This is a genomic window from Streptomyces sp. NBC_01497, from assembly GCF_036250695.1.
Taxonomy (GTDB): Bacteria; Actinomycetota; Actinomycetes; order Streptomycetales; family Streptomycetaceae; genus Streptomyces.
Map to the genome: position 1 here is coordinate 1,581,198 of NZ_CP109427.1, position 18,684 is coordinate 1,599,881.

The following is an 18,684-nucleotide window of genomic DNA, read 5'->3' on the forward strand; positions in this document are numbered from 1 at the left end:
CTCGAAAGGCCGGGATACGCGGCCCCCGGCCCCGGCACGTCGCCGCCTCCCGGCCGGCCGATGACAGGTCCCTGTCCGTCCCGCGCGAACGGGTGACGCGCGGCGCCGCCCGGAGAGGGCGCCCCACTCCGGGCACCGGGCCTGCGAACTCCGGCTCCGGGCTCCCGGCTCCCGACGGATCCGCCGGAGCCCGGGCGCCGAGCGGCAGGCCGTCGTGGCCGCCGCGGTCCCCGGTGCGGTCAGCCGTTGAAGTCGCCGCGGTCCCCGCGGTCCCGGTCGCGGTCCTTCTCCTTGTCCTTGTCCTGGGCGCGCAGACGGCTCTTGAGGTCGTCCGGCGGCAGGAAGCGCGACCAGCGCTCCGGGAACTCCGAGGGCATGTCGGGATCGCTCGCGTCCTGCGCCTGGGCCGAGGCCGCCGCCGCCCGCGAGATCAGCTCCGCCGACTGGGCCGAGCGCAGCCGCTCGTTCGACGCGCGGGCCGCCGCCGTCGCCAGGGACGGCCAGACACGGTCGACCGCCGCGTTCACCGCCGCCCCCACGAGGACCGCGAACGCGGACACACCGATCCACAGCAGCACCGCGATGGGTGCCGCGAGCGAGCCGTAGATGGTGGGGCCCTCGATCTGGCTCGTCACGTAGATCCGCAGCAGGAAGCTGCCGAGGATCCACATGGCCAGCGCGATCAGCGCACCGGGCATGTCCTCGATCCACGGCGCCCTGACCGGCACGGACACGTGGTAGAGCGTGGTGAGGAACGCGATCGACAGGACGATCACCACCGGCCAGTACAGGACGCTGACGACCTCGGTCCCCCACGGCAGCAGCGACACCAGCCGGTCAGGGCCGACCACCGCGAGCGGCAGCACGATCGCGCCGATCACGAGCCCCGCCAGGTACAGCAAGAACGACAGCAGGCGGGTCGCCACGATGCCGCGCCTGCCGTCGAGCCCGTACATGACGGTGATGGTGTCGACGAAGACGTTCACCGCGCGGGAACCGGACCACAGCGAGATCGCGAAACCGATCGAGACGATGTCGGGCCTGCCGCCCTCGGTGACGTCCTTCAGCAGCGGTTTGGCGATCTGGTTGACGCCCCGGTCCGACAGCACGGTCCCGACCGCCGTCAGGATGTTCTTGTCGATCGACGCCACGGTGTGGGTGTCGGTCCAGGCGTCGACGTAGCCGAGCAGACCGATCAACGCCAGCAACAGTGGCGGCAGCGACAGCAGCGTCCAGAACGCCGCCTCCGCCGCGAGCCCCAGGATCCGGTACTCCATGCAGGAGTTGACGGTGTCCTTGAGGAGATGCCAGGCCATCTTCCGCTTCGAGACGTTGCGGTAGAGCACTCGGGCCCGGCGCAGCCGCCCGGATGGCCGCTCGGGTGTTTCTTTTGCTGCCTGCACCTACTTACCGTATCCGTATGGCACCCAGCACCCACACAGTGACCAACCAGGTTCCGCTCCTGGTCGGGTACGACGTGTTCGCCGCGGACCGCGCCCTGACCGAGGCGGTGGACCGCCACACCGCTCCGGGCCTCCTGAAGGAGGTGCGCTCGGAGCTGCGAACCCTCGGCCTGTCCGCGGGCTCCGCGCAGGCCCAGACGTGGGGTACGGAGGCGAACGAGAACCCCCCGGAGCTGCGCACGCACGACCGGTACGGCAACCGGATCGACGAGGTCGACTACCATCCCGCCTATCACCGACTCCTCGGACACGCCGTGTCCGCGGGACTGACGGACGCCTGGAGCAGGCCCGCGGGGCACGTGCGCCGCGCGGCGGGCTTCCTCGTGTGGTCGCAGGCCGAGTCGGGGCACGGCTGCCCCGTGTCGATGACCCACGCGGCGGTGCCCGCGCTGCGCGCCGACCCCGTGCTGGCGGCCGAGTGGGAGCCGCGGCTGACGTCGCACGCCTACGAACCGGGCCTCGCCCCGGCCGCCCGCAAGCCCGGTGTGCTGTTCGGGATGGGCATGACGGAGAAGCAGGGCGGCAGCGACGTACGGGCGAACACGACACGGGCCGTGCCGCTGGACGCGGGGGGCGAGTATCTCCTCACGGGCCACAAGTGGTTCTGCTCCGCCCCGATGAGCGACGGCTTCCTGGTGCTCGCCCAGGCCCCCGGGGGGCTGACCTGCTTCATGGTGGAGCGGGTCCTGCCGGACGGGACGCACAACGTGTTCCGGATCCAGCGTCTGAAGGACAAGCTCGGCAACCGGTCCAACGCATCGTCAGAGGTCGAGTTCGAGGGCACCTGGGCGCGGCGGGTCGGTGAGGAGGGCCGGGGCGTGCGCACCATCATCGAGATGGTGGCGGCGACCCGCCTGGACTGCGTGCTGGGTTCCGCGGCGGTGATGCGGCAGGCCGTCGCGCAGGCCGTCCACCACGCGACGTACCGGCGGGCGTTCGGCGGTGAGCTGGTCGACAAGCCGCTGATGCGCAACGTGCTGGCCGACATGGCGCTGGAGTCGGAGGCGGCGACGACGCTCGCCCTGCGTCTCGCGGCGGCCTACGACACGGCTCACGCGGGGTCCTCCGAGGTGGCGGCGCGGGAGCGGGCCTTCCTGCGGATCGCCGTGCCGGTGGCCAAGTACTGGGTGACGAAGCGCTGTACGCCGCTGGCGGCGGAGGCCCTCGAATGCCTGGGCGGCAACGGCTACGTGGAGGAGTCGGGCATGCCCCGGCTGCTGCGCGAGTCGCCGCTGAACTCCATCTGGGAGGGTTCGGGCAATGTGCAGGCGCTCGACGTGCTGCGCGCGGTGCAGCGCGAGCCCGAGGCCCTGCACGCGTTCCTCGCGGAGCTGGGGCAGGCGCGCGGCGCGGACCACCGGCTGGACGCCGCGGTCAAGGACATGCTGGGCGAACTCGGTGACCTGGAGGGCATCGAGGGCCGCGCGCGGCGGCTGGTGGAGCGGATGGCGCTGGTGCTCCAGGGCTCGCTGCTGGTGCGCTGGGCGCCGGCCCCGGTCGCGGACGCGTTCTGCGCGTCGCGGCTGGGCGGCGACTGGGGCGCGGCCTTCGGTACGCTGCCGCGCGGTCTCGACCTGGAGCCGGTGGTGAACCGGGCCCGGGCGGCGACGGATTGACCGTCGTCAGGCCACCCGGACACGTCCGGCCGGCCGGGGAGCGACCGCCGGGCCGGGGCCGCGTGCGCGGGTCCTCGCCGCACGGGAAAGCCAGGAGTGGTGCCGCGCCGACACGGCACCACCCCTGGCTGGTTCTCACTCTCTTACACCGGGGACCCGGTACGCCAGGGTTGCAGGAGGTTGCAGCGTGACGGGCCGCTCCGGCCTTCCCGGGGCGCGGGGCGGTCGGCGCCGCGCCGAGCGCTCCCGGCCACGTCGACCGTCGCACAGGGCCGGCCACGTCCACCGTCGCACAGGGAACGGGAACCGATGAAGGACGTACCGCTCGACCTCGCCCGGCTCGTCGCCCAGGACGCCGACCGGGCGATGCGCCTGCTGCACCGGGTGCGGGACGCGGCGCTCGCCGGCGAACGTCCGCCGGTGGCACCCCGGCCCGAGATAGGCGCCTCGTGGGAGCGCATGGCGCGGCTCGCGGTGCGGCCCGACCGGCAGGGTGAGCGGGCCGCGGTGGGGCTGGCCGAGCTGGAGCACCGCAGGCGTTCCACGGTGCTCGGGGACGCGCTGCCGGCCGTCGCGGAGGCGCTGACGGCGTTCGCGGACGCCTCGTCGCAGATCGTCGCGATCACCGACGACGAGGGGACGGTGCTGTGGCGCTCCGGCGACGCCGCCGTGCTGCGCAGGGCGGAGGCGATCCGGCTGGTGGACGGCGCCGTCTGGGGCGAGCACGCCACGGGCACCAACGCGATCGGCACGGCCCTCGCGGCGGGCAGGCCCTTGCAGGTGCACGCGGCGGAACACTTCGTCGGCGAGCTGAACACCTGGACCTGCGCGGCGGCGCCGGTGCGCGACCCGCGGGACGGCCGGCTGCTCGGCACGGTGGACGTGTCGGGTCCGGCGCGCGGCTTTCATCCTTCGACGCTGCCGCTGGTGACGTCGGTGGCCCGCGTCGCGGAGTCCGAGCTGCGGGAGGGGCACCGGCGGGCGGTCGAGCGGCTGCGGTCGGTGGCGGCGCCGGTGCTGTGCCGGATACCGGGCCGGGCGATCGTGGTGGACCCGCACGGCTGGACCGCGGCGGTCACCGGCATGGCGCCACCGGAGCGGATCGCGCTGCCGAAGTCGCTCGGCGCGGGAGGGCTGTGGCACGCGTCGCTCGGCAGATGCACGGTGGAGCCGCTGCCGGGCGGCTGGCTGCTCCATGTGGACGGCGAGGGGCCCGGTGCGGCGCGGGCGAGCCGGGTGGTGCTGGACGTGAGCGCGCCGCGCCGGCCCTCGCTGCTGCTGTCGGGGCCGTCGGGAAGCTGGCGGCAGGAGCTCAGCCCGCGCCACGCGGAGCTGCTGTACGTGCTGGCGGTGCGCCGTTCGGGGCGCACCGCGGCGGAGCTCGCCGCGGACGTGTTCGGCGACGCCACGCGCACGGTGACGGTACGGGCGGAGATGTCACGGGTGCGCAGGCACCTGTCGGGGCTGCTCGACCACCGGCCCTACCGGTTCCGGGAGGAGGTCGAGGTGGAGGTCGTCTCCCCGGCGGATCCGCTGGATCTGCTGCCCCACTCGAAGGCGCCCGCCGTGCTGGCGGCGCGACGTGATTGGCTTGCGCCATGAGCACGATCACCGTGACCACCTGGTCCCTGCGGCAGACCTCCCCGGCCGACCTGCGGCCCGCCGCCGAGCCCGCCGGCGCTGTGGTGATCACCCGGGCGGCGGTCGTGTCGCCCGAGTTCAGCCGTTTCCTGTACACGGCCGTCGGCGGCGACGTGCGCTGGACGGACCGGCTCGGCCTCGGATACGAGCAGTGGCGGGCCCTGCTCGCGGCGCCGGGCGTGGAGACGTGGGTCGCGTACGAGGACGGGACGCCGGCGGGGTACGCGGAGCTGGCGGCGGGTGCGGACGGCTCTGTGGAGATCGTCTATTTCGGACTGCTGCCGGCGTTCCGGGGCCGGGGCATCGGCGGGCACCTGCTGTCTCGCGCGGCGGAGCGGGCCTGGGACCTGGGCGATCGGTGGCCGGACCTCGCGCCGACCCGGACCGTGTGGCTGCACACCTGCTCGAAGGACGGGCCGCACGCGATGGACAACTACGTGCGGCGGGGGTTCACGGTGTTCGACACGAAGGTGGAAGAGGAACCCGAGGTGGCGGCCCCCGGCCCCTGGCCGGGCGCTTTGGCAATACCTGGGAGCCAGTCGTGACGGACGCCACATCGTCTCACTGATCGAGACGACTTCGTCCACATAATGGATAACGGTGGACTCCCCGGATTGCGCCATGACACGCTTTCTCCATGTCTCGTGCTGGTATTGCCCTGGTGAGTCGGCGACACGTCGATCTCGGCCGCATGTCCAGCGCCATGTGTTCGGCGAGCTGAGAGTCCCAGCGCACCCGTTCCGAGCTCCACGTCTGTTCCCCAGCCGCGCACCGCAGCGCACCGCGCACGTGTGCGGCTGTGAGCCGCCCTCCTGCAGTCCCGAAGGACGTAATCGCCATGGCCGCCACGCCGGAAAAGCCTGTTCCCGAACGTCCACGCCGCAAGGTGAGCCGTCACCGCGGTGAGGGCCAGTGGGCCAAGGGCCACTTCACTCCGCTCAACGGCAACGAGCAGAGCAAGAAGGACGACGACGGTCTCAACGTGCGGACACGCATTGAGACGATCTACGCCCGCGCGGGCTTCGACTCCATCGACCCGGCGGACCTGCGCGGCCGGATGCGCTGGTGGGGCCTGTACACCCAGCGCAAGCCCGGGATCGACGGCGGCAAGACCGCGATCCTGGAGCCGGAGGAGCTGGACGACCGCTACTTCATGATGCGGGTCAGGATCGACGGCGGGCGGCTGACGACCGGGCAACTGCGCGTCATCGGCGGTATCTCCGAGGAGTTCGCGCGCGGCACGGCGGACATCACCGACCGGCAGAACATCCAGCTGCACTGGATCGACATCGAAAACGTCCCGGAGATCTGGCGCCGCCTCGAAGGGGTCGGGCTGTCCACGACCGAGGCGTGCGGCGACGTGCCCCGTGTGATCATCGGCTCCCCGGTCGCCGGGGTCGCCGACGACGAGATCATCGACGGCACGCCCGCGATCGACGAGATCACCGAGAGGTACATCGGCTCCAAGGAGTTCTCGAACCTCCCCCGGAAGTTCAAGACCGCGATCTCCGGCTCGCCCGCCCTCGACGTGGTGCACGAGATCAACGACATCGCCTTCGTCGGCGTCGAGCACCCGGAGCACGGGCCCGGCTTCGACCTCTGGGTCGGCGGCGGCCTGTCCACCAACCCGAAGATCGGGGTGCGCCTCGGCGCCTGGGTGCCGCTCGACGAGGTGCACGAGGTGTGGGCCGGCGTCGTCGGGATCTTCCGCGACTACGGCTACCGCCGGTTGCGCACGCGCGCCCGCTTGAAGTTCCTCGTGGCGGACTGGGGCCCGCAGGAGTTCCGCCGGGTCCTGCAGGAGGAGTACCTGAAGCGGGAGCTGATCGACGGCCCGCCGCCGGCCGAGCCGCTGACGCGGTGGCGCGACCACCTCGGTGTGCACCGGCAGCGGGACGGCCGGTTCTACGTGGGCTTCGCCCCGCGCGTGGGCCGCGTCGACGGCGCGACGCTGACGAAAGTCGCCGAACTGGCCGCCGAGCACGGCTCGGACCGCCTGCGCACCACCGTCGAGCAGAAGATGCTCATCCTCGACGTGGCCGAGGACCGCGTGGAGTCGCTGATCGAGGGGCTCTCGGCGATCGGCCTCGAAGCCCGGCCCTCTTCGTTCCGGCGCGGTGTGATGGCCTGCACCGGCATCGAGTTCTGCAAGCTCGCGATCGTCGAGACGAAGCAGCGCGGCGCCGACCTCATCGACGAACTGGAGCGCAGGCTCCCGGACTTCGACGAGCCCATCAGCATCAACCTCAACGGCTGCCCCAACGCGTGCGCCCGTATCCAGGTCGCCGACATCGGGCTCAAGGGCCAGCTGGTCCTGGACGACGAGGGCAACCAGGTGGAGGGCTACCAGGTGCACCTGGGCGGCGCGCTCGGCCTGGAGGCCGGCTTCGGCCGCAAGGTGCGCGGCCTGAAGGTCACCGCCGACGAACTGCCCGACTACGTCGAGCGCGTCCTGACCCGCTTCGAGAAGGAGCGCGAGAGCGGTGAGCGCTTCGCGACCTGGGCGGCACGGGCCGGCGAGGAAGCGCTGTCGTGACGGCCGCCACCGCGTCCGCCGCGACGGCAGGACGAACGGCCCACCGGCGGAGCCCTTCCGGCGGCGGCCGGCCGGAAGGGCAGGAGCGATGAGCGAACGCGCCGCACCCTTCTACTGCCCCTACTGCGGCGACGAGGACCTGCGCCCGAGCGAACAGCGCCACGGAGCCTGGGAATGCGCGGCCTGCAACCGGGCCTTCCACCTCACGTTCCTCGGGCTGCTCGCCCGTGGAGCGCCACGGAGTGACGGAGGGGAAGAGATATGACGACTCTGACCGGCACCGACCGGCTGAGGGCCCTCGCCGAACGCGCGGGCCGCGACCTTGAGGACGCGTCCGCGCCGGACATCCTGGCCTGGGCGGCCGAGACCTTCGGCAGCCGCTGGTGCGTCACCTCCTCGATGGAGGACGCCGTCGTCGCGCATCTGGCGTCCCGTGCGATGCCGGGCGTCGACGTGGTCTTCCTCGACACGGGCTACCACTTCCCGGAGACCATCGGCACCCGGGACGCGGTGGCCGAGGTGATGGACGTGAACGTCATCACCCTGACGCCCACGAGGACCGTCGCCGAACAGGACGCCGAGCACGGGCCGAAGCTGCACGACCGCGACCCCGACCTGTGCTGCGCGCTGCGCAAGGTGGCGCCGCTGAACGAGGGCCTCGCGGGCTACGACGCGTGGGCCACCGGGCTGCGCCGCGACGAGTCGCCCACCCGGGCGGGCACACCGGTCGTCAGCTTCGACGAGAAGCGGGGGAAGGTGAAGATCGCCCCCATCGCCCGCTGGTCACAGGAAGACGTGGAACAGTACGTGACGGAGCACGGGGTCCTCACGAACCCGCTGCTCATGGACGGTTACGGGTCGGTCGGCTGCGCGCCCTGCACCCGCCGTCTGCTGGCCGGCGAGGACGGCCGCGCCGGACGCTGGGCAGGACTCGGCAAGACGGAATGCGGCATCCACGTATGACCGGCGACCGCGTCGGCGGCCGGGCGGACGATCACACAGACGGCGGCACGGGCACGGGCACCGGCACGGGCACCACCGGCCACCGCACGGACGACACCGACGACGATCAGGAGAACCAGTTGAGCGTGACGGACCAGGGCGCCACGGTCTGGCTCACCGGACTGCCGAGCGCGGGCAAGACCACCATCGCGCGGGAACTCGCGGGGCGGCTGCGCGCACAGGGCCACCGCGTCGAGGTCCTGGACGGCGACGAGATCCGGGAGTTCCTCTCCGCGGGCCTCGGGTTCAGCCGCGAGGACCGGCACACCAATGTGCAGCGCATCGGGTTCGTCGCCCAACTGCTCGCGTCCCACGGCGTGAAGGCGCTCGTACCCGTGATCGCGCCGTACGCGGACAGCCGCGAGGCCGTCCGCAAACGGCACGCGAACGAGGGCACCACCTACCTGGAGGTGCACGTCGCGACTCCCGTCGACGTGTGCAGCGCCCGGGACGTGAAGGGCCTGTACGCGAAGCAGGCGGCCGGCGAGATCTCGGGCCTGACCGGGGTGGACGACCCCTACGAGGAGCCCGCGGCACCCGACCTGCGGATCGAGTCGCACACCCAGTCCGTGCAGGAGTCGGCGACGGCGCTGCACGGGCTGCTCACCGAAAGGGGTCTCGCGTGACGACGACCGTCAAAGACGTCGAGGAAGGCACCGACGCGCCGTACGCGCTCAGCCACCTGGACGCGCTGGAATCCGAGGCGGTGCACATCTTCCGCGAGGTGGCGGGCGAGTTCGAGCGGCCGGTGATCCTCTTCTCCGGCGGCAAGGACTCGATCGTCATGCTGCACCTGGCGCTGAAGGCGTTCACACCGGCGCCCGTGCCGTTCTCGCTGCTGCACGTCGACACCGGGCACAACTTCCCCGAGGTGATGGACTTCCGGGACCGGGTCGTCGCCGAGCACGGGCTGCGGCTGCACGTCGCCTCCGTGCAGGAGTACATCGACGCGGGCACCCTGCGCGAGCGGCCCGACGGCACCCGCAACCCGTTGCAGACCCTGCCCCTGACCGACCGGATCCGCTCCGAGCGGTTCGACGCGGTGTTCGGCGGCGGCCGGCGCGACGAGGAGAAGGCCCGCGCCAAGGAGCGGGTGTTCTCCCTGCGGGACGAGTTCTCGCAGTGGGATCCGCGCCGCCAGCGGCCCGAGTTGTGGCAGCTGTACAACGGCCGGCACGCGGCGGGCGAGCATGTGCGGGTCTTCCCGTTGTCCAACTGGACCGAGCTGGACGTGTGGCAGTACATCGCCCGTGAGCGGATCGCCCTGCCGGACATCTACTTCGCGCACGAGCGCGAGGTGTTCAACCGCGGCGGCATGTGGCTGACGGCGGGCGAGTGGGGCGGCCCCGGGGACGACGAGTCAGTCGAGCGGCGCACGGTGCGCTACCGCACGGTCGGCGACATGTCCTGCACGGGCGCCGTCGACTCGCACGCGGGCACGCTGGACGACGTGATCGCCGAGATCGCCACCGCGCGGCTCACCGAGCGGGGCGCGACCCGCGCCGACGACAAGCTGTCCGAGGCGGCCATGGAAGACCGCAAGCGCGAGGGGTACTTCTAACCATGACCACTGCCACGGAACAGTTCGCGGAGCAGCTGTCGGCGACGACGCTGCTGCGCTTCGCCACCGCGGGCTCCGTCGACGACGGCAAATCCACCCTCGTCGGGCGGCTGCTGCACGACTCGAAGTCGATCCTGAGCGACCAGCTGGAGGCCGTGGAGCACGCGTCCCGCAGCCGCGGGCAGGAGGCGCCGGACCTGGCGCTGCTCACGGACGGGCTGCGGGCCGAGCGCGAGCAGGGCATCACCATCGACGTCGCGTACCGCTACTTCGCCACCACCCGGCGGCGGTTCATCCTCGCCGACACCCCGGGGCATGTGCAGTACACCCGCAACATGGTGACCGGCGCGTCCACCGCGGAGCTGGCCGTCGTCCTGGTGGACGCGCGCAACGGCGTGGTGGAGCAGACCCGCAGGCACGCGGCGCTCGCCGCGCTGCTGCGGGTGCCCCATGTGGTGCTGGCCGTCAACAAGATGGACCTGGTCGACTACGCGGAGCCGGTGTTCGCGCGGATCGCCGCCGAATTCACCGCGTACGCCGGGTCGTTGGGCGTGCCGGAGGTGACGGCGATTCCGATATCCGCCCTCGCGGGCGACAACGTCGTCGAGCCGTCTGCGCACATGGACTGGTACGGCGGCCCGACCGTCCTCGAACACCTGGAGACGGTCCCGGTCAGCCACGACCTCGCGGACTGCCCGGCCCGCTTCCCCGTGCAGTACGTGATCCGTCCGCAGTCGCCCGAGCACCCCGACTACCGGGGCTACGCGGGCCAGATCGCGTCCGGTGTGCTGCGCGTGGGTGACGCCGTGACGGTGCTGCCGTCCGGCCGGTCCTCGACCATCGAGGGCATCGACGCGCTCGGCGAGAGTGTGAGCGTGGCCTGGGCGCCGCAGTCGGTGACGCTGCGGCTCGCGGACGACCTGGACGTGTCGCGGGGGGACCTGATCGCCCCGGCGGCGACGGCGCCCGGCACGGTACGCGACGTCGAGGCGACGGTGTGCCACGTGGCGGACCGGCCGCTGACGGTGGGTCAGCGGGTGCTGCTGAAGCACACCACACGCACGGTGAAGGCGATCGTGTCGGACATTCCCTCGCGGCTGACGCTCGCGGACCTGTCCCAGCATCCGGCGCCGGGGCAGCTCGTCGCGAACGACATCGGCCGCGTCGTGGTGCGCACGGCCGAACCGCTGGCCCTCGACGCGTACGCCGACTCCCGCCGTACCGGATCGTTCCTCCTGATCGACCCGGCCGACGGCACCACACTGAGCGCCGGCATGGCAGGCTCCGCCTTCGCGGAGAAGGCCGCCGAGGCGGCGGCCGAGACGGCCGACGGGGCCGCGGACGACGAGGGCTGGGACTTCTGATGTCCACAGGACTGCGCAACGTCTACGCGACGTTCGCGAAGGAGGGCGGCCGGGTGGGCAGTGGCGCGCTCGGGGCCGGAACCGGCGGTGTGTCGCGATGTGTGCGATGACGTACGCGCACCGCTCGCGCGCCCACGCCCCCCACTTGTCCTGTCCGCACCGACCTCCATCAGCCGATGTACCGGCCGCGCCCCCGTGATCACCGAGGGTGCCTGTGCCGGGCCACCGAGAGGACCAGCCTCCCGATGTCCGTTCTCCGTACCCCCGCGCGCCGACGCCTGGCCGTCGCCGCCGCCCTGCCCTTGACCGCGCTGCTCATCACCTCCTGCGGCTACGGTTCGAAGGCCGACAAGAGCGCCGCCGCCTCGCCCGCGGCGAGCACCGGCGGCAAGAAGCTGTCGGCCGACCAGGTCAGGATCGGCTACTTCCCGAACCTGACGCACGCCACGGCCCTCGTCGGTGTCCAGCGCGGCATCTTCCAGAAGGACCTGGGCGGTACGCAGCTCAAGGGCACCACCTTCAACGCGGGCCCGTCCGAGGTCGAGGCGCTCAACGCGGGCAGCATCGACATCGGCTTCATCGGACCCTCCCCCGCCATCAACGCGTACACCCAGTCGGGCGGCAAGAGCCTGCGGATCATCGGCGGTTCGGCCTCCGGCGGCGTCAAGCTGGTGGTCAACCCGAAGAAGATCACGTCCGAGAGCGACCTCAAGGGCAAGAAGATAGCGACGCCGCAGCTGGGGAACACGCAGGACGTGGCGTTCCTCAACTGGCTGAACACCAAGGGCTGGAAGGTCGACCCGCAGTCCGGCAAGGGCGCGGTGTCGGTCGTCCGCGAGGACAACAGTGTGACCGTGGACGCCTTCAAGACCGGGGCGATCGACGGCGCGTGGGTGCCCGAGCCGACGGCGTCGCAGCTGCTCGGGGAGGGCGGCAAGACGCTCATCGACGAGTCCGACCTGTGGCCCGGCAAGAAGTTCGTGATCACCAACATCGTGGTGTCGCAGTCGTTCCTGAAGGCCCACCCGGACGTCGTCCAGGCGGTTCTCAAGGGCTCCGTCGACACCAACAAGTGGATCAACGCGAACGAGGACCAGGCGAAGGCGTCCGCCAACGACGCGCTGAAGTCCCTGTCCGGCAAGGCACTCAAGCCGTCCGTCCTCGACTCGGCCTGGCCGTCGATCAAGATCACGGATGACCCGCTGGCGGCCACGCTGCAGGCCGAGGCGAACCACGCCGTCACGGCGGGCCTCCTCAAGAAGCCGGACCTCAAGGGCATCTACGACCTGGACCCGCTGAACAAGGTGCTCGCCTCCGAGGGACAGCCGGCCGTCTCCGACGCGGGACTCGGCACCCACTAGCCGCCCGGGCGCGTACGCACCGACCGTACGCGCCCCGTGCGGTTCCCCGCACCCGTCCGCATCCCATCCAACGCCACGACCGCTCCCAGGAGGTGACGACCATGGCGTCCTCGCTCGTCAAGGCCGCCGACGAGACCCCGGCGGTGGAGCACGCCGCCCGGATCGACCACGTCTCGAAGGCATTCGGCACGGCCGCCGGCCGGCAGCTCGTCCTCGACGACATCACCCTCGATGTCGCACCCGGCGAGTTCGTCACCCTGCTGGGGGCGTCCGGCTGCGGCAAGTCGACGCTGCTCGGGCTCGTCGCGGGGCTCGACGAGCCCACGGCGGGCACGATCAGCACCGAGGGCAGGCCCGCCCTGATGTTCCAGGAGCACGCCCTCTTCCCATGGCTGACCGCGGGCAAGAACATCGAGCTGGCGCTTCGGCTGCGCGGCGTCCCGCGGCAGGAGCGGCGTGCCGAGGCAGAACGGCTGCTCGAACTGGTGCGGCTGAAGGGCGCGTACGGCAAGCGCGTGCACGAACTGTCCGGCGGCATGCGCCAGCGCGTCGCACTGGCCAGGGCGCTGGCGCAGGACAGCAGGCTGCTCCTGATGGACGAGCCGTTCGCCGCGCTCGACGCCATCACCCGGGACGTCCTGCACGACGAGCTGACCCGGATCTGGCGCGAGACCGATGTGTCCATCCTCTTCGTCACGCACAACGTGCGTGAGGCGGTACGGCTCGCCCAGCGGGTTGTCCTGCTGTCCTCGCGCCCCGGCAAGGTGGCACGGGTGTGGCAGGTCGACATCCCGCAGCCGCGCCGCATCGAGGACCCGGCGGTCGCCGCGCTGTCCGTCGAGATCACCGAACAACTCCGTGGGGAGATCCGCCGCCATGGCCAGCACTGACACGACACCGCCCGATACGGCGGAAGCGGACGCGCGAGGCCGGCAGCAGGACCTCGCGGGGCTCGAAGCCGGACTCGACGCGCTGGAGACCTCCGGCCCCCTCCGGGTGCCGCTGCGGCGCACCCTGGTCAGCAAGGTGCTGCCGCCCCTCACGGCGGTGGTACTGGTCCTGGTGGTGTGGGAGCTGCTGGTACTGGGGCACGTCGCGCCCAGCTACAAGCTGCCCTCGCCGGGCGCCGTGTGGGGCGAGGTGAGCGACGCGTGGGAGCAGGGCACGCTGCTCGGCTACATCTGGACGAGCGTGGAACGCGGCCTGCTCGGGTTCCTGCTGGCGCTGGTGATCGGCACCCCGCTCGGCCTGGTGGTGGCGCGGGTGCGGCCGGTGCGCGCGGCGATCGGCCCGATCCTGTCCGGTCTCCAGTCGCTGCCCTCGGTCGCGTGGGTGCCGCCCGCGGTCATCTGGCTCGGCCTGAACGACCGGATGATGTACGCGGTGATCCTGCTGGGCGCGGTGCCCTCGATCGCCAACGGTCTGGTCTCCGGCGTGGACCAGGTCCCGCCGCTGTACCTGCGGGCCGGGCGGACGCTCGGCGCGAGCGGCCTGCGCGGCACATGGCACATCGTGATGCCGGCCGCACTGCCCGGCTATCTGGCAGGCTTGAAGCAGGGATGGGCGTTCTCCTGGCGGTCGCTGATGGCCGCGGAGATCATCGCGTCCTCTCCCGACCTCGGCATCGGCCTCGGCCAGCTGCTGGAGAACGGCCGCACCAACAGCAGCATGTCGACGGTGTTCCTGGCGATCTTCCTGATTTTGATCGTCGGTATCGCGGTGGACCTGCTGATCTTCAGTCCGCTGGAGCGGTGGGTGCTCCGCAGTCGCGGCCTCGTCACCAAGAGTTGATTGCGCCCATGTACCAGGCACGTCCGCTTCTGCTGCTCATCGCCCACGGCAGCCGCGATCCGCGGCACGCGGCGACCGTGCACGCGCTCGCCGAGCGCGTGCGGTCGCTGCGGCCCGAGCTGCGCGTGGAGACGGCCTTCCTCGACTTCAACGCGCCGTCGGTGCCCGGTCTGCTGGACCGGCTGGCGGCGCAGGCACGGGAGCGCGGTGCCCGGCGCGAGGTGGTGGCACTGCCGGTGCTGCTGTCACGCGCCTTCCACGCGAAGACGGACATCCCGGCCGTGCTGCGTGAGGGGTCCGTGCGCCATCCGCTGCTGCGGATCCGGCAGGCCCCGGTGCTCGGTCCCTCGCCGCTGCTGCTGCGGGCGCTGGACCGGCGCCTCGCCGAGGCCGGGCTGAGCGCGGTCGACCGTCCCTCGACCGGGGTCGTCCTCGCGGCGGCGGGCTCCAGCGACCCGGAGGCGGCCGCGGTGATCGCCGGGATCGCCCGGGAGTGGGCCCGCGCCGGCTGGTGCGCCGTGCGGCCCGCCTTCGCCTCGGCGTCCCTGCCCCGTACCGAGGACGTGGTGCGGGAACTGCGGGCCGCGGGCGCGCGGCGGGTCGCGGTGGCGCCGTACGTCATCGCGCCGGGCCGGCTGCCTGACCGCATCGTCGCGGGGGCCGACGCGGCGGGCGCGGACGTCCTCGCGGAGGTCCTCGGCCCCGCGCCCGAGGTCGCGCGGCTGCTGCTGGCGCGGTACGAGGAGACGGCCGGATCCCTCGCGGCGGACTCCTTCGTCTCCGGCGCCCTGACCGGCGATCCGTTCCACGGGCCCCGGGTGCCGGCGCCACGCTCGGCCTGAGCCCCGGCTTTCCGTTCGCACGGCGTGCCCACGGTCCGTGGGGACGCGCCCGCACCCTGAGCGGCCCTGGCACGTACGCGACGGCAGGGCCCGGGGCGCGGGCCCGGGCCGCGCGGGTCAGTACACGCCCTCGACGACGGCGCTCTCGCCGAACGTGGCCAGCGGACCGACCTCGCCGACCGCGTCGCCGACGCTCCCCGCCGGCGGCGCGACCCGTACGGCCGTGTCCCGTTCGAGGTTGTTGGGCAGCAGGAACGACGCGCTCACGTGGTTCATCACGACCTGCCCCCGCTCCCCGTACGCGACCTGCCGCCCGGTGTCCTGGTCGAGCACACGGAAGGTGGTGAACGGCGACGGCGGGTCGAAGACGCAGGGGTCGTCCACGGATCCCCCGGGCCGCTCGGCCGCGGCGCCGAGGATCATGGTGCTGCCGTAGACGCCGAGCATCGGCACCCCGGGCCACACCTCCGTGCGCAGCAGGGCCCGCGTGTCCTCGTCCATATGGGCTCCGCCCCACATGATGCCCTTGACCTTCTCCCCGACCAGTTCGGCGAGTTCGTCGTCGGCGGCGATCGCCTCCAGCAGCGGCGGCGTGGTCATCAGGCCGCCGATCCGCTGCCCGCGCAGCACGTGCCGGGCCTGCTCCAGGAGGTGCGCGACGTACGCGGCGACCTCGTCGGTGCGGCCCGCGGCGGCCAGCGTCTTGACCCACCGCGGGTCGAGATCGACCGTGTAGGGGATGCCGCCGCGGATCCGGATCGTCCGGGCGACGAGTTCGCCGACGAGGTGCGGTCCCGTGGGCCCGAGCATCAGCCAGTCGGTGCCGCGGGGGATGCCCGCCGCGTCGAGCGGCGCGCCGAGGAAGTCGGGATCCTGGTCGAGCCAGTGCTGCAGCAGGACGACCCGCTTGGGGGCCCCGGTCGTCCCGCCGCTCTCGTAGACCCCGACGACGGGTGCGTCGGGGCCGTACCCCTGCGGGATCAGGTCCCGGGCCGCGACGTCGCGCAGTTCGTCGGTGACGTTCGGGAAGAGTGCCAGGTCGTCGAGGGTCTTGACGTCCGTGCGCGGGTCGAAGCCGAGGGTCGCGGCCCGCGACAGCCAGAACGGCGAGCCCGTCTCGGGGCCGAAGTGCCAGGCCATGGCGGCCCGGAGGAACTCGTCGGGGTCGCGGGGTTCGCCGAGGGGCAGATCGAGGACCGGGACGCCGGAGGTTACGGACACTGCGTCTCCTGTGGGGCTGTGGGGGGTGCTGTGCGGGGGCGGTGTGCGGGAGTGCTGTGCGGGGGCGGTTCGGGGCTGCGGGCACTCAGCCGCGTACGAGCCCCTTGGAGCGCATCAGGAACGAGCCGAGGTGGTCGTCGTGCGGGACGCCCGGGGCCATCCAGTGCGTGGGGTGGTCGCCGATGTACAGGTTCTTGACCGTGGGGTCCTCGTACAGCTCGTCCAGCAGGTCCTCGTCGGAGGTGAGCGCCGTGACGACCAGACTGTCGCCGAGGGCGCGGGCCCCGGCCTCCCGGGTCCAGGGCGCCACCCACACGCAGGGGAAGGGCAGTTCGACGCCGGTCTGGGGGGCGTGGGGATCGTCGAGTTCGAAGACGGCCGGGCGCAGGACGGCGCTGCCGTCCCCGAGGTCGTCCACGACGCCCGCGGCGCCGAGCCAGGCGAGAGCGCCCTGCGCCCGCTCGATCAGGTGCCGCTCGATGGCGCGCGCGCCATCGAGCGGATGGACGGGGAGCACCGCCTTCTCGTGGTGCGGCGGCAGGCTGGGGATCGTGGCGAGGCGCTCCGCGAGGGCCCTGGCCAGCGGCGCCGCGTCGCCCTCCACGAACACGGCGGTGGTGTTGACGCAGGCGGTGCCCCCGTGGTGGGCCACGGAGTCGACGATGACGTCGATGTGCTCGCGCCAGTCGGTGTCGGCGGTGACGAGGATCTTCGAGCGGCCGGGTCCGTTGGGCAGTACGGCCGGGTCGGCGGCGTACTTGTCGATGACCTCCTGGCCGCCGTACACCATGCCGAGGTCGGCCCCGCGCAGCACGTCGTCGGCGGTTTCGTGGTCGGTCGGCAGCAGGGCGATCATGTCCTCGCCGAACCCGGCCTCGCGCAGCGCGGACACCAGCCGGAACGGCGTGAGCGGTTCGCGGCGCGAGGGACGTACGGCGACACGGAAGCCGAGAGCCACGGCCTGAAGCCATTGCGCGTGCACGGCGGGGTGGTTCCCGGCCGCGTGCACGGCGAACACCTCGCCGCGCCGGATCCAGCCGGCCGCACCGCCCAGCACGCGGGTGTCGCGCCAGTCCTCGACGTCGCCGGCCGGCCGGCCCGCCTGCGCGCTCGGGTACGCCTCGGCGGCTGCGGAGCGGATCGAGTCGACGGCGGAGCGTACGTTGGCGAGCGGGGTGCCGGAGAGCAGGCAGACGGTGTCCCGGTACTCGCTCGCGGTCATCCCGGCCACCGTGCCGTCGGCGAACAGTTCGCCCGCCCGCTTCAGGGCGGCGAGCCTGGCGTCCCTCGGCAGGGGCCGGGCCCGGCGCAGCGCCTTCATCGTCCGTTTGACGTACAGCCGTGGCACGAGGCTGAGTTCGGCCACGGTCCTGCCGTACACGTCGGTGATGTCGGTGCGGTTGCGGGTGCGGAACGGGCCGGCGGGGCCCAGGGCGTCGAGTTGCGCGATCATGTCGCTCCTGTGGGGGGAAGGGCGCCACGACGGGCCACTGGTCCGGCACCCGGCGTCACCGTCCACGGTGGCTTTCCTTTACGATCATGTCAAGTAAAGCCATCGCAAGCTATCCTCGTGCGATGCGGCCCACGGCTGGAAACACCCCCGAGCAGGAGGTCCCGCCTCCCGACGCGCCGCCGGCGCCCCGGGGGCCCGGCAGACCCAGGGACCCGTCCCTGGAGAGGGCCATTCTGCGGGCGACGGTCGGCAGGCTAGCCTCCGACGGCTACTCCCGCATGACCATCGGCGATATCGCGGCCGACGCCGGGGTGACCCGGCCCACGGTCTACAGGCGGTGGGCGAACAAGCGCCAACTGGTCATGGAGGCGCTGGATTTCAGCTTCCAGGAGGACCAGGACGACCAGCCGTCCGACCATATCGACACGCTCCCGCCCCTCGCCGCGCTCAAGGAGGCGATCCGCCACGTCGACCCGCGAGGGCTGCACGGCCGCGGAGTGAAGATCACGGGGAACGCGCTCGCGGAGGCGGACCGCGAGCCCGACCTGCTCGACATCGTGCGCCGGCACGCGGTGGAGCCGAGGACCCGGGTACTCACCAGGACCCTGCGGCGCCTGGCCGACGCGGGTCTGCTCCGTCGGGGGCTGGACCTCGGCACGATCTGCGACCTGTGCCTGGGCAGTTACTACTCCGCGTACCTCAGGGGTGAGGAGTCCCGCGACCTGCCGGACCGGGTGGTGGACACCCTGTGGCCGCTGATCGCCGCGCCCGACGCGGCGGATGTCTGAGGTCCCGCCGGGCGGGAGCCCGGCGACGCGGCGGCTGACGTCCAA

18 protein-coding genes are annotated in these 18,684 nt (G+C 72.4%); 15 read left to right on the forward strand and 3 right to left on the reverse strand.

The window, feature by feature from the left end; genetic code table 11:
* Nucleotides 1–239: 239 nt before the first annotated feature.
* Nucleotides 240–1,403 (reverse strand): YihY/virulence factor BrkB family protein, encoded by a 1,164-nt coding sequence (locus tag OG310_RS06775; protein ID WP_329454968.1) that lies wholly within the window; start codon nt 1,401–1,403, stop codon nt 240–242.
* A 17-nt stretch (nt 1,404–1,420) separates the two neighbouring features.
* Here OG310_RS06775 and OG310_RS06780 point away from each other — a divergent pair, with 17 nt between their 5' ends.
* The 14 genes from OG310_RS06780 (at nt 1,421) to OG310_RS06845 (ending at nt 15,177) form a co-directional block, all read left to right on the forward strand.
* Nucleotides 1,421–3,079, forward strand: a complete 1,659-nt coding sequence (locus OG310_RS06780) for an acyl-CoA dehydrogenase family protein (protein WP_329454969.1) — start codon at nt 1,421–1,423, stop codon at nt 3,077–3,079.
* A gap of 309 nt (nt 3,080–3,388) precedes the next feature.
* Nucleotides 3,389–4,681 carry a helix-turn-helix domain-containing protein gene (locus OG310_RS06785; RefSeq protein ID WP_329454970.1) on the forward strand — a complete coding sequence of 431 codons (1,293 nt, stop codon included), beginning with the start codon at nt 3,389–3,391 and terminating at the stop codon, nt 4,679–4,681.
* Nucleotides 4,678–5,265 carry a GNAT family N-acetyltransferase gene (locus OG310_RS06790; protein ID WP_329454971.1) on the forward strand — a complete coding sequence of 196 codons (588 nt, stop codon included), beginning with the start codon at nt 4,678–4,680 and terminating at the stop codon, nt 5,263–5,265. Before OG310_RS06785 ends, OG310_RS06790 begins: the two co-directional genes overlap by 4 nt.
* A gap of 92 nt (nt 5,266–5,357) precedes the next feature.
* Nucleotides 5,358–5,441 carry a putative leader peptide gene (locus OG310_RS06795; RefSeq protein WP_329460053.1) on the forward strand — a complete coding sequence of 28 codons (84 nt, stop codon included), beginning with the start codon at nt 5,358–5,360 and terminating at the stop codon, nt 5,439–5,441.
* Between the two features lie 117 nt (nt 5,442–5,558).
* Nucleotides 5,559–7,256, forward strand: a complete 1,698-nt coding sequence (locus tag OG310_RS06800) for a nitrite/sulfite reductase (protein ID WP_329454972.1) — start codon at nt 5,559–5,561, stop codon at nt 7,254–7,256.
* Nucleotides 7,257–7,344: 88 nt separating this feature from the next.
* Nucleotides 7,345–7,521 carry a hypothetical protein gene (locus OG310_RS06805; RefSeq protein WP_329454973.1) on the forward strand — a complete coding sequence of 59 codons (177 nt, stop codon included), beginning with the start codon at nt 7,345–7,347 and terminating at the stop codon, nt 7,519–7,521.
* Nucleotides 7,518–8,219 (forward strand): phosphoadenylyl-sulfate reductase, encoded by a 702-nt coding sequence (locus tag OG310_RS06810; RefSeq protein ID WP_329454974.1) that lies wholly within the window; start codon nt 7,518–7,520, stop codon nt 8,217–8,219. Before OG310_RS06805 ends, OG310_RS06810 begins: the two co-directional genes overlap by 4 nt.
* Nucleotides 8,220–8,338: 119 nt before the next feature.
* Nucleotides 8,339–8,884 (forward strand): adenylyl-sulfate kinase, encoded by a 546-nt coding sequence (gene cysC / locus OG310_RS06815; protein ID WP_329460054.1) that lies wholly within the window; start codon nt 8,339–8,341, stop codon nt 8,882–8,884.
* Nucleotides 8,881–9,819: a sulfate adenylyltransferase subunit CysD gene (gene cysD, locus OG310_RS06820; protein ID WP_329454975.1), complete on the forward strand. Its 939-nt coding sequence runs from the start codon at nt 8,881–8,883 to the stop codon at nt 9,817–9,819. Before cysC ends, cysD begins: the two co-directional genes overlap by 4 nt.
* Nucleotides 9,820–9,821: 2 nt before the next feature.
* Complete coding sequence (locus OG310_RS06825; protein ID WP_329454976.1) at nt 9,822–11,183, forward strand: sulfate adenylyltransferase subunit 1; 1,362 nt, start codon at nt 9,822–9,824, stop codon at nt 11,181–11,183.
* A gap of 245 nt (nt 11,184–11,428) precedes the next feature.
* Nucleotides 11,429–12,544, forward strand: coding sequence for an aliphatic sulfonate ABC transporter substrate-binding protein (locus OG310_RS06830; protein WP_329454977.1), 1,116 nt, complete (start codon nt 11,429–11,431; stop codon nt 12,542–12,544).
* Nucleotides 12,545–12,645: 101 nt separating this feature from the next.
* Nucleotides 12,646–13,434, forward strand: a complete 789-nt coding sequence (locus OG310_RS06835) for an ABC transporter ATP-binding protein (RefSeq protein ID WP_329454978.1) — start codon at nt 12,646–12,648, stop codon at nt 13,432–13,434.
* The gene (locus OG310_RS06840) at nt 13,421–14,335 is read left to right on the forward strand and encodes an ABC transporter permease (RefSeq protein ID WP_329454979.1); all 915 of its coding nucleotides are present in this window, start codon (nt 13,421–13,423) and stop codon (nt 14,333–14,335) included. Before OG310_RS06835 ends, OG310_RS06840 begins: the two co-directional genes overlap by 14 nt.
* Before the next feature lie 8 nt (nt 14,336–14,343).
* Entirely contained in the window at nt 14,344–15,177 is an 834-nt protein-coding gene (locus OG310_RS06845) for a sirohydrochlorin chelatase (protein ID WP_329454980.1), read from the forward strand.
* A gap of 117 nt (nt 15,178–15,294) precedes the next feature.
* On the opposite strand, the gene OG310_RS06850 is transcribed toward OG310_RS06845, so the two are convergent.
* Together OG310_RS06850 and OG310_RS06855 are read right to left on the reverse strand one after the other, a co-directional pair.
* Nucleotides 15,295–16,398, reverse strand: coding sequence for an AMP-binding protein (locus tag OG310_RS06850; protein WP_329454981.1), 1,104 nt, complete (start codon nt 16,396–16,398; stop codon nt 15,295–15,297).
* An 85-nt stretch (nt 16,399–16,483) separates the two neighbouring features.
* Entirely contained in the window at nt 16,484–17,851 is a 1,368-nt protein-coding gene (locus OG310_RS06855) for an aldehyde dehydrogenase family protein (protein ID WP_329454982.1), read from the reverse strand.
* A gap of 122 nt (nt 17,852–17,973) precedes the next feature.
* Between OG310_RS06855 and OG310_RS06860 the strand changes: the two genes are divergently transcribed.
* Nucleotides 17,974–18,639 carry a TetR/AcrR family transcriptional regulator gene (locus OG310_RS06860; protein WP_329454983.1) on the forward strand — a complete coding sequence of 222 codons (666 nt, stop codon included), beginning with the start codon at nt 17,974–17,976 and terminating at the stop codon, nt 18,637–18,639.
* The last annotated feature ends 45 nt before the right edge of the window (nt 18,640–18,684 follow it).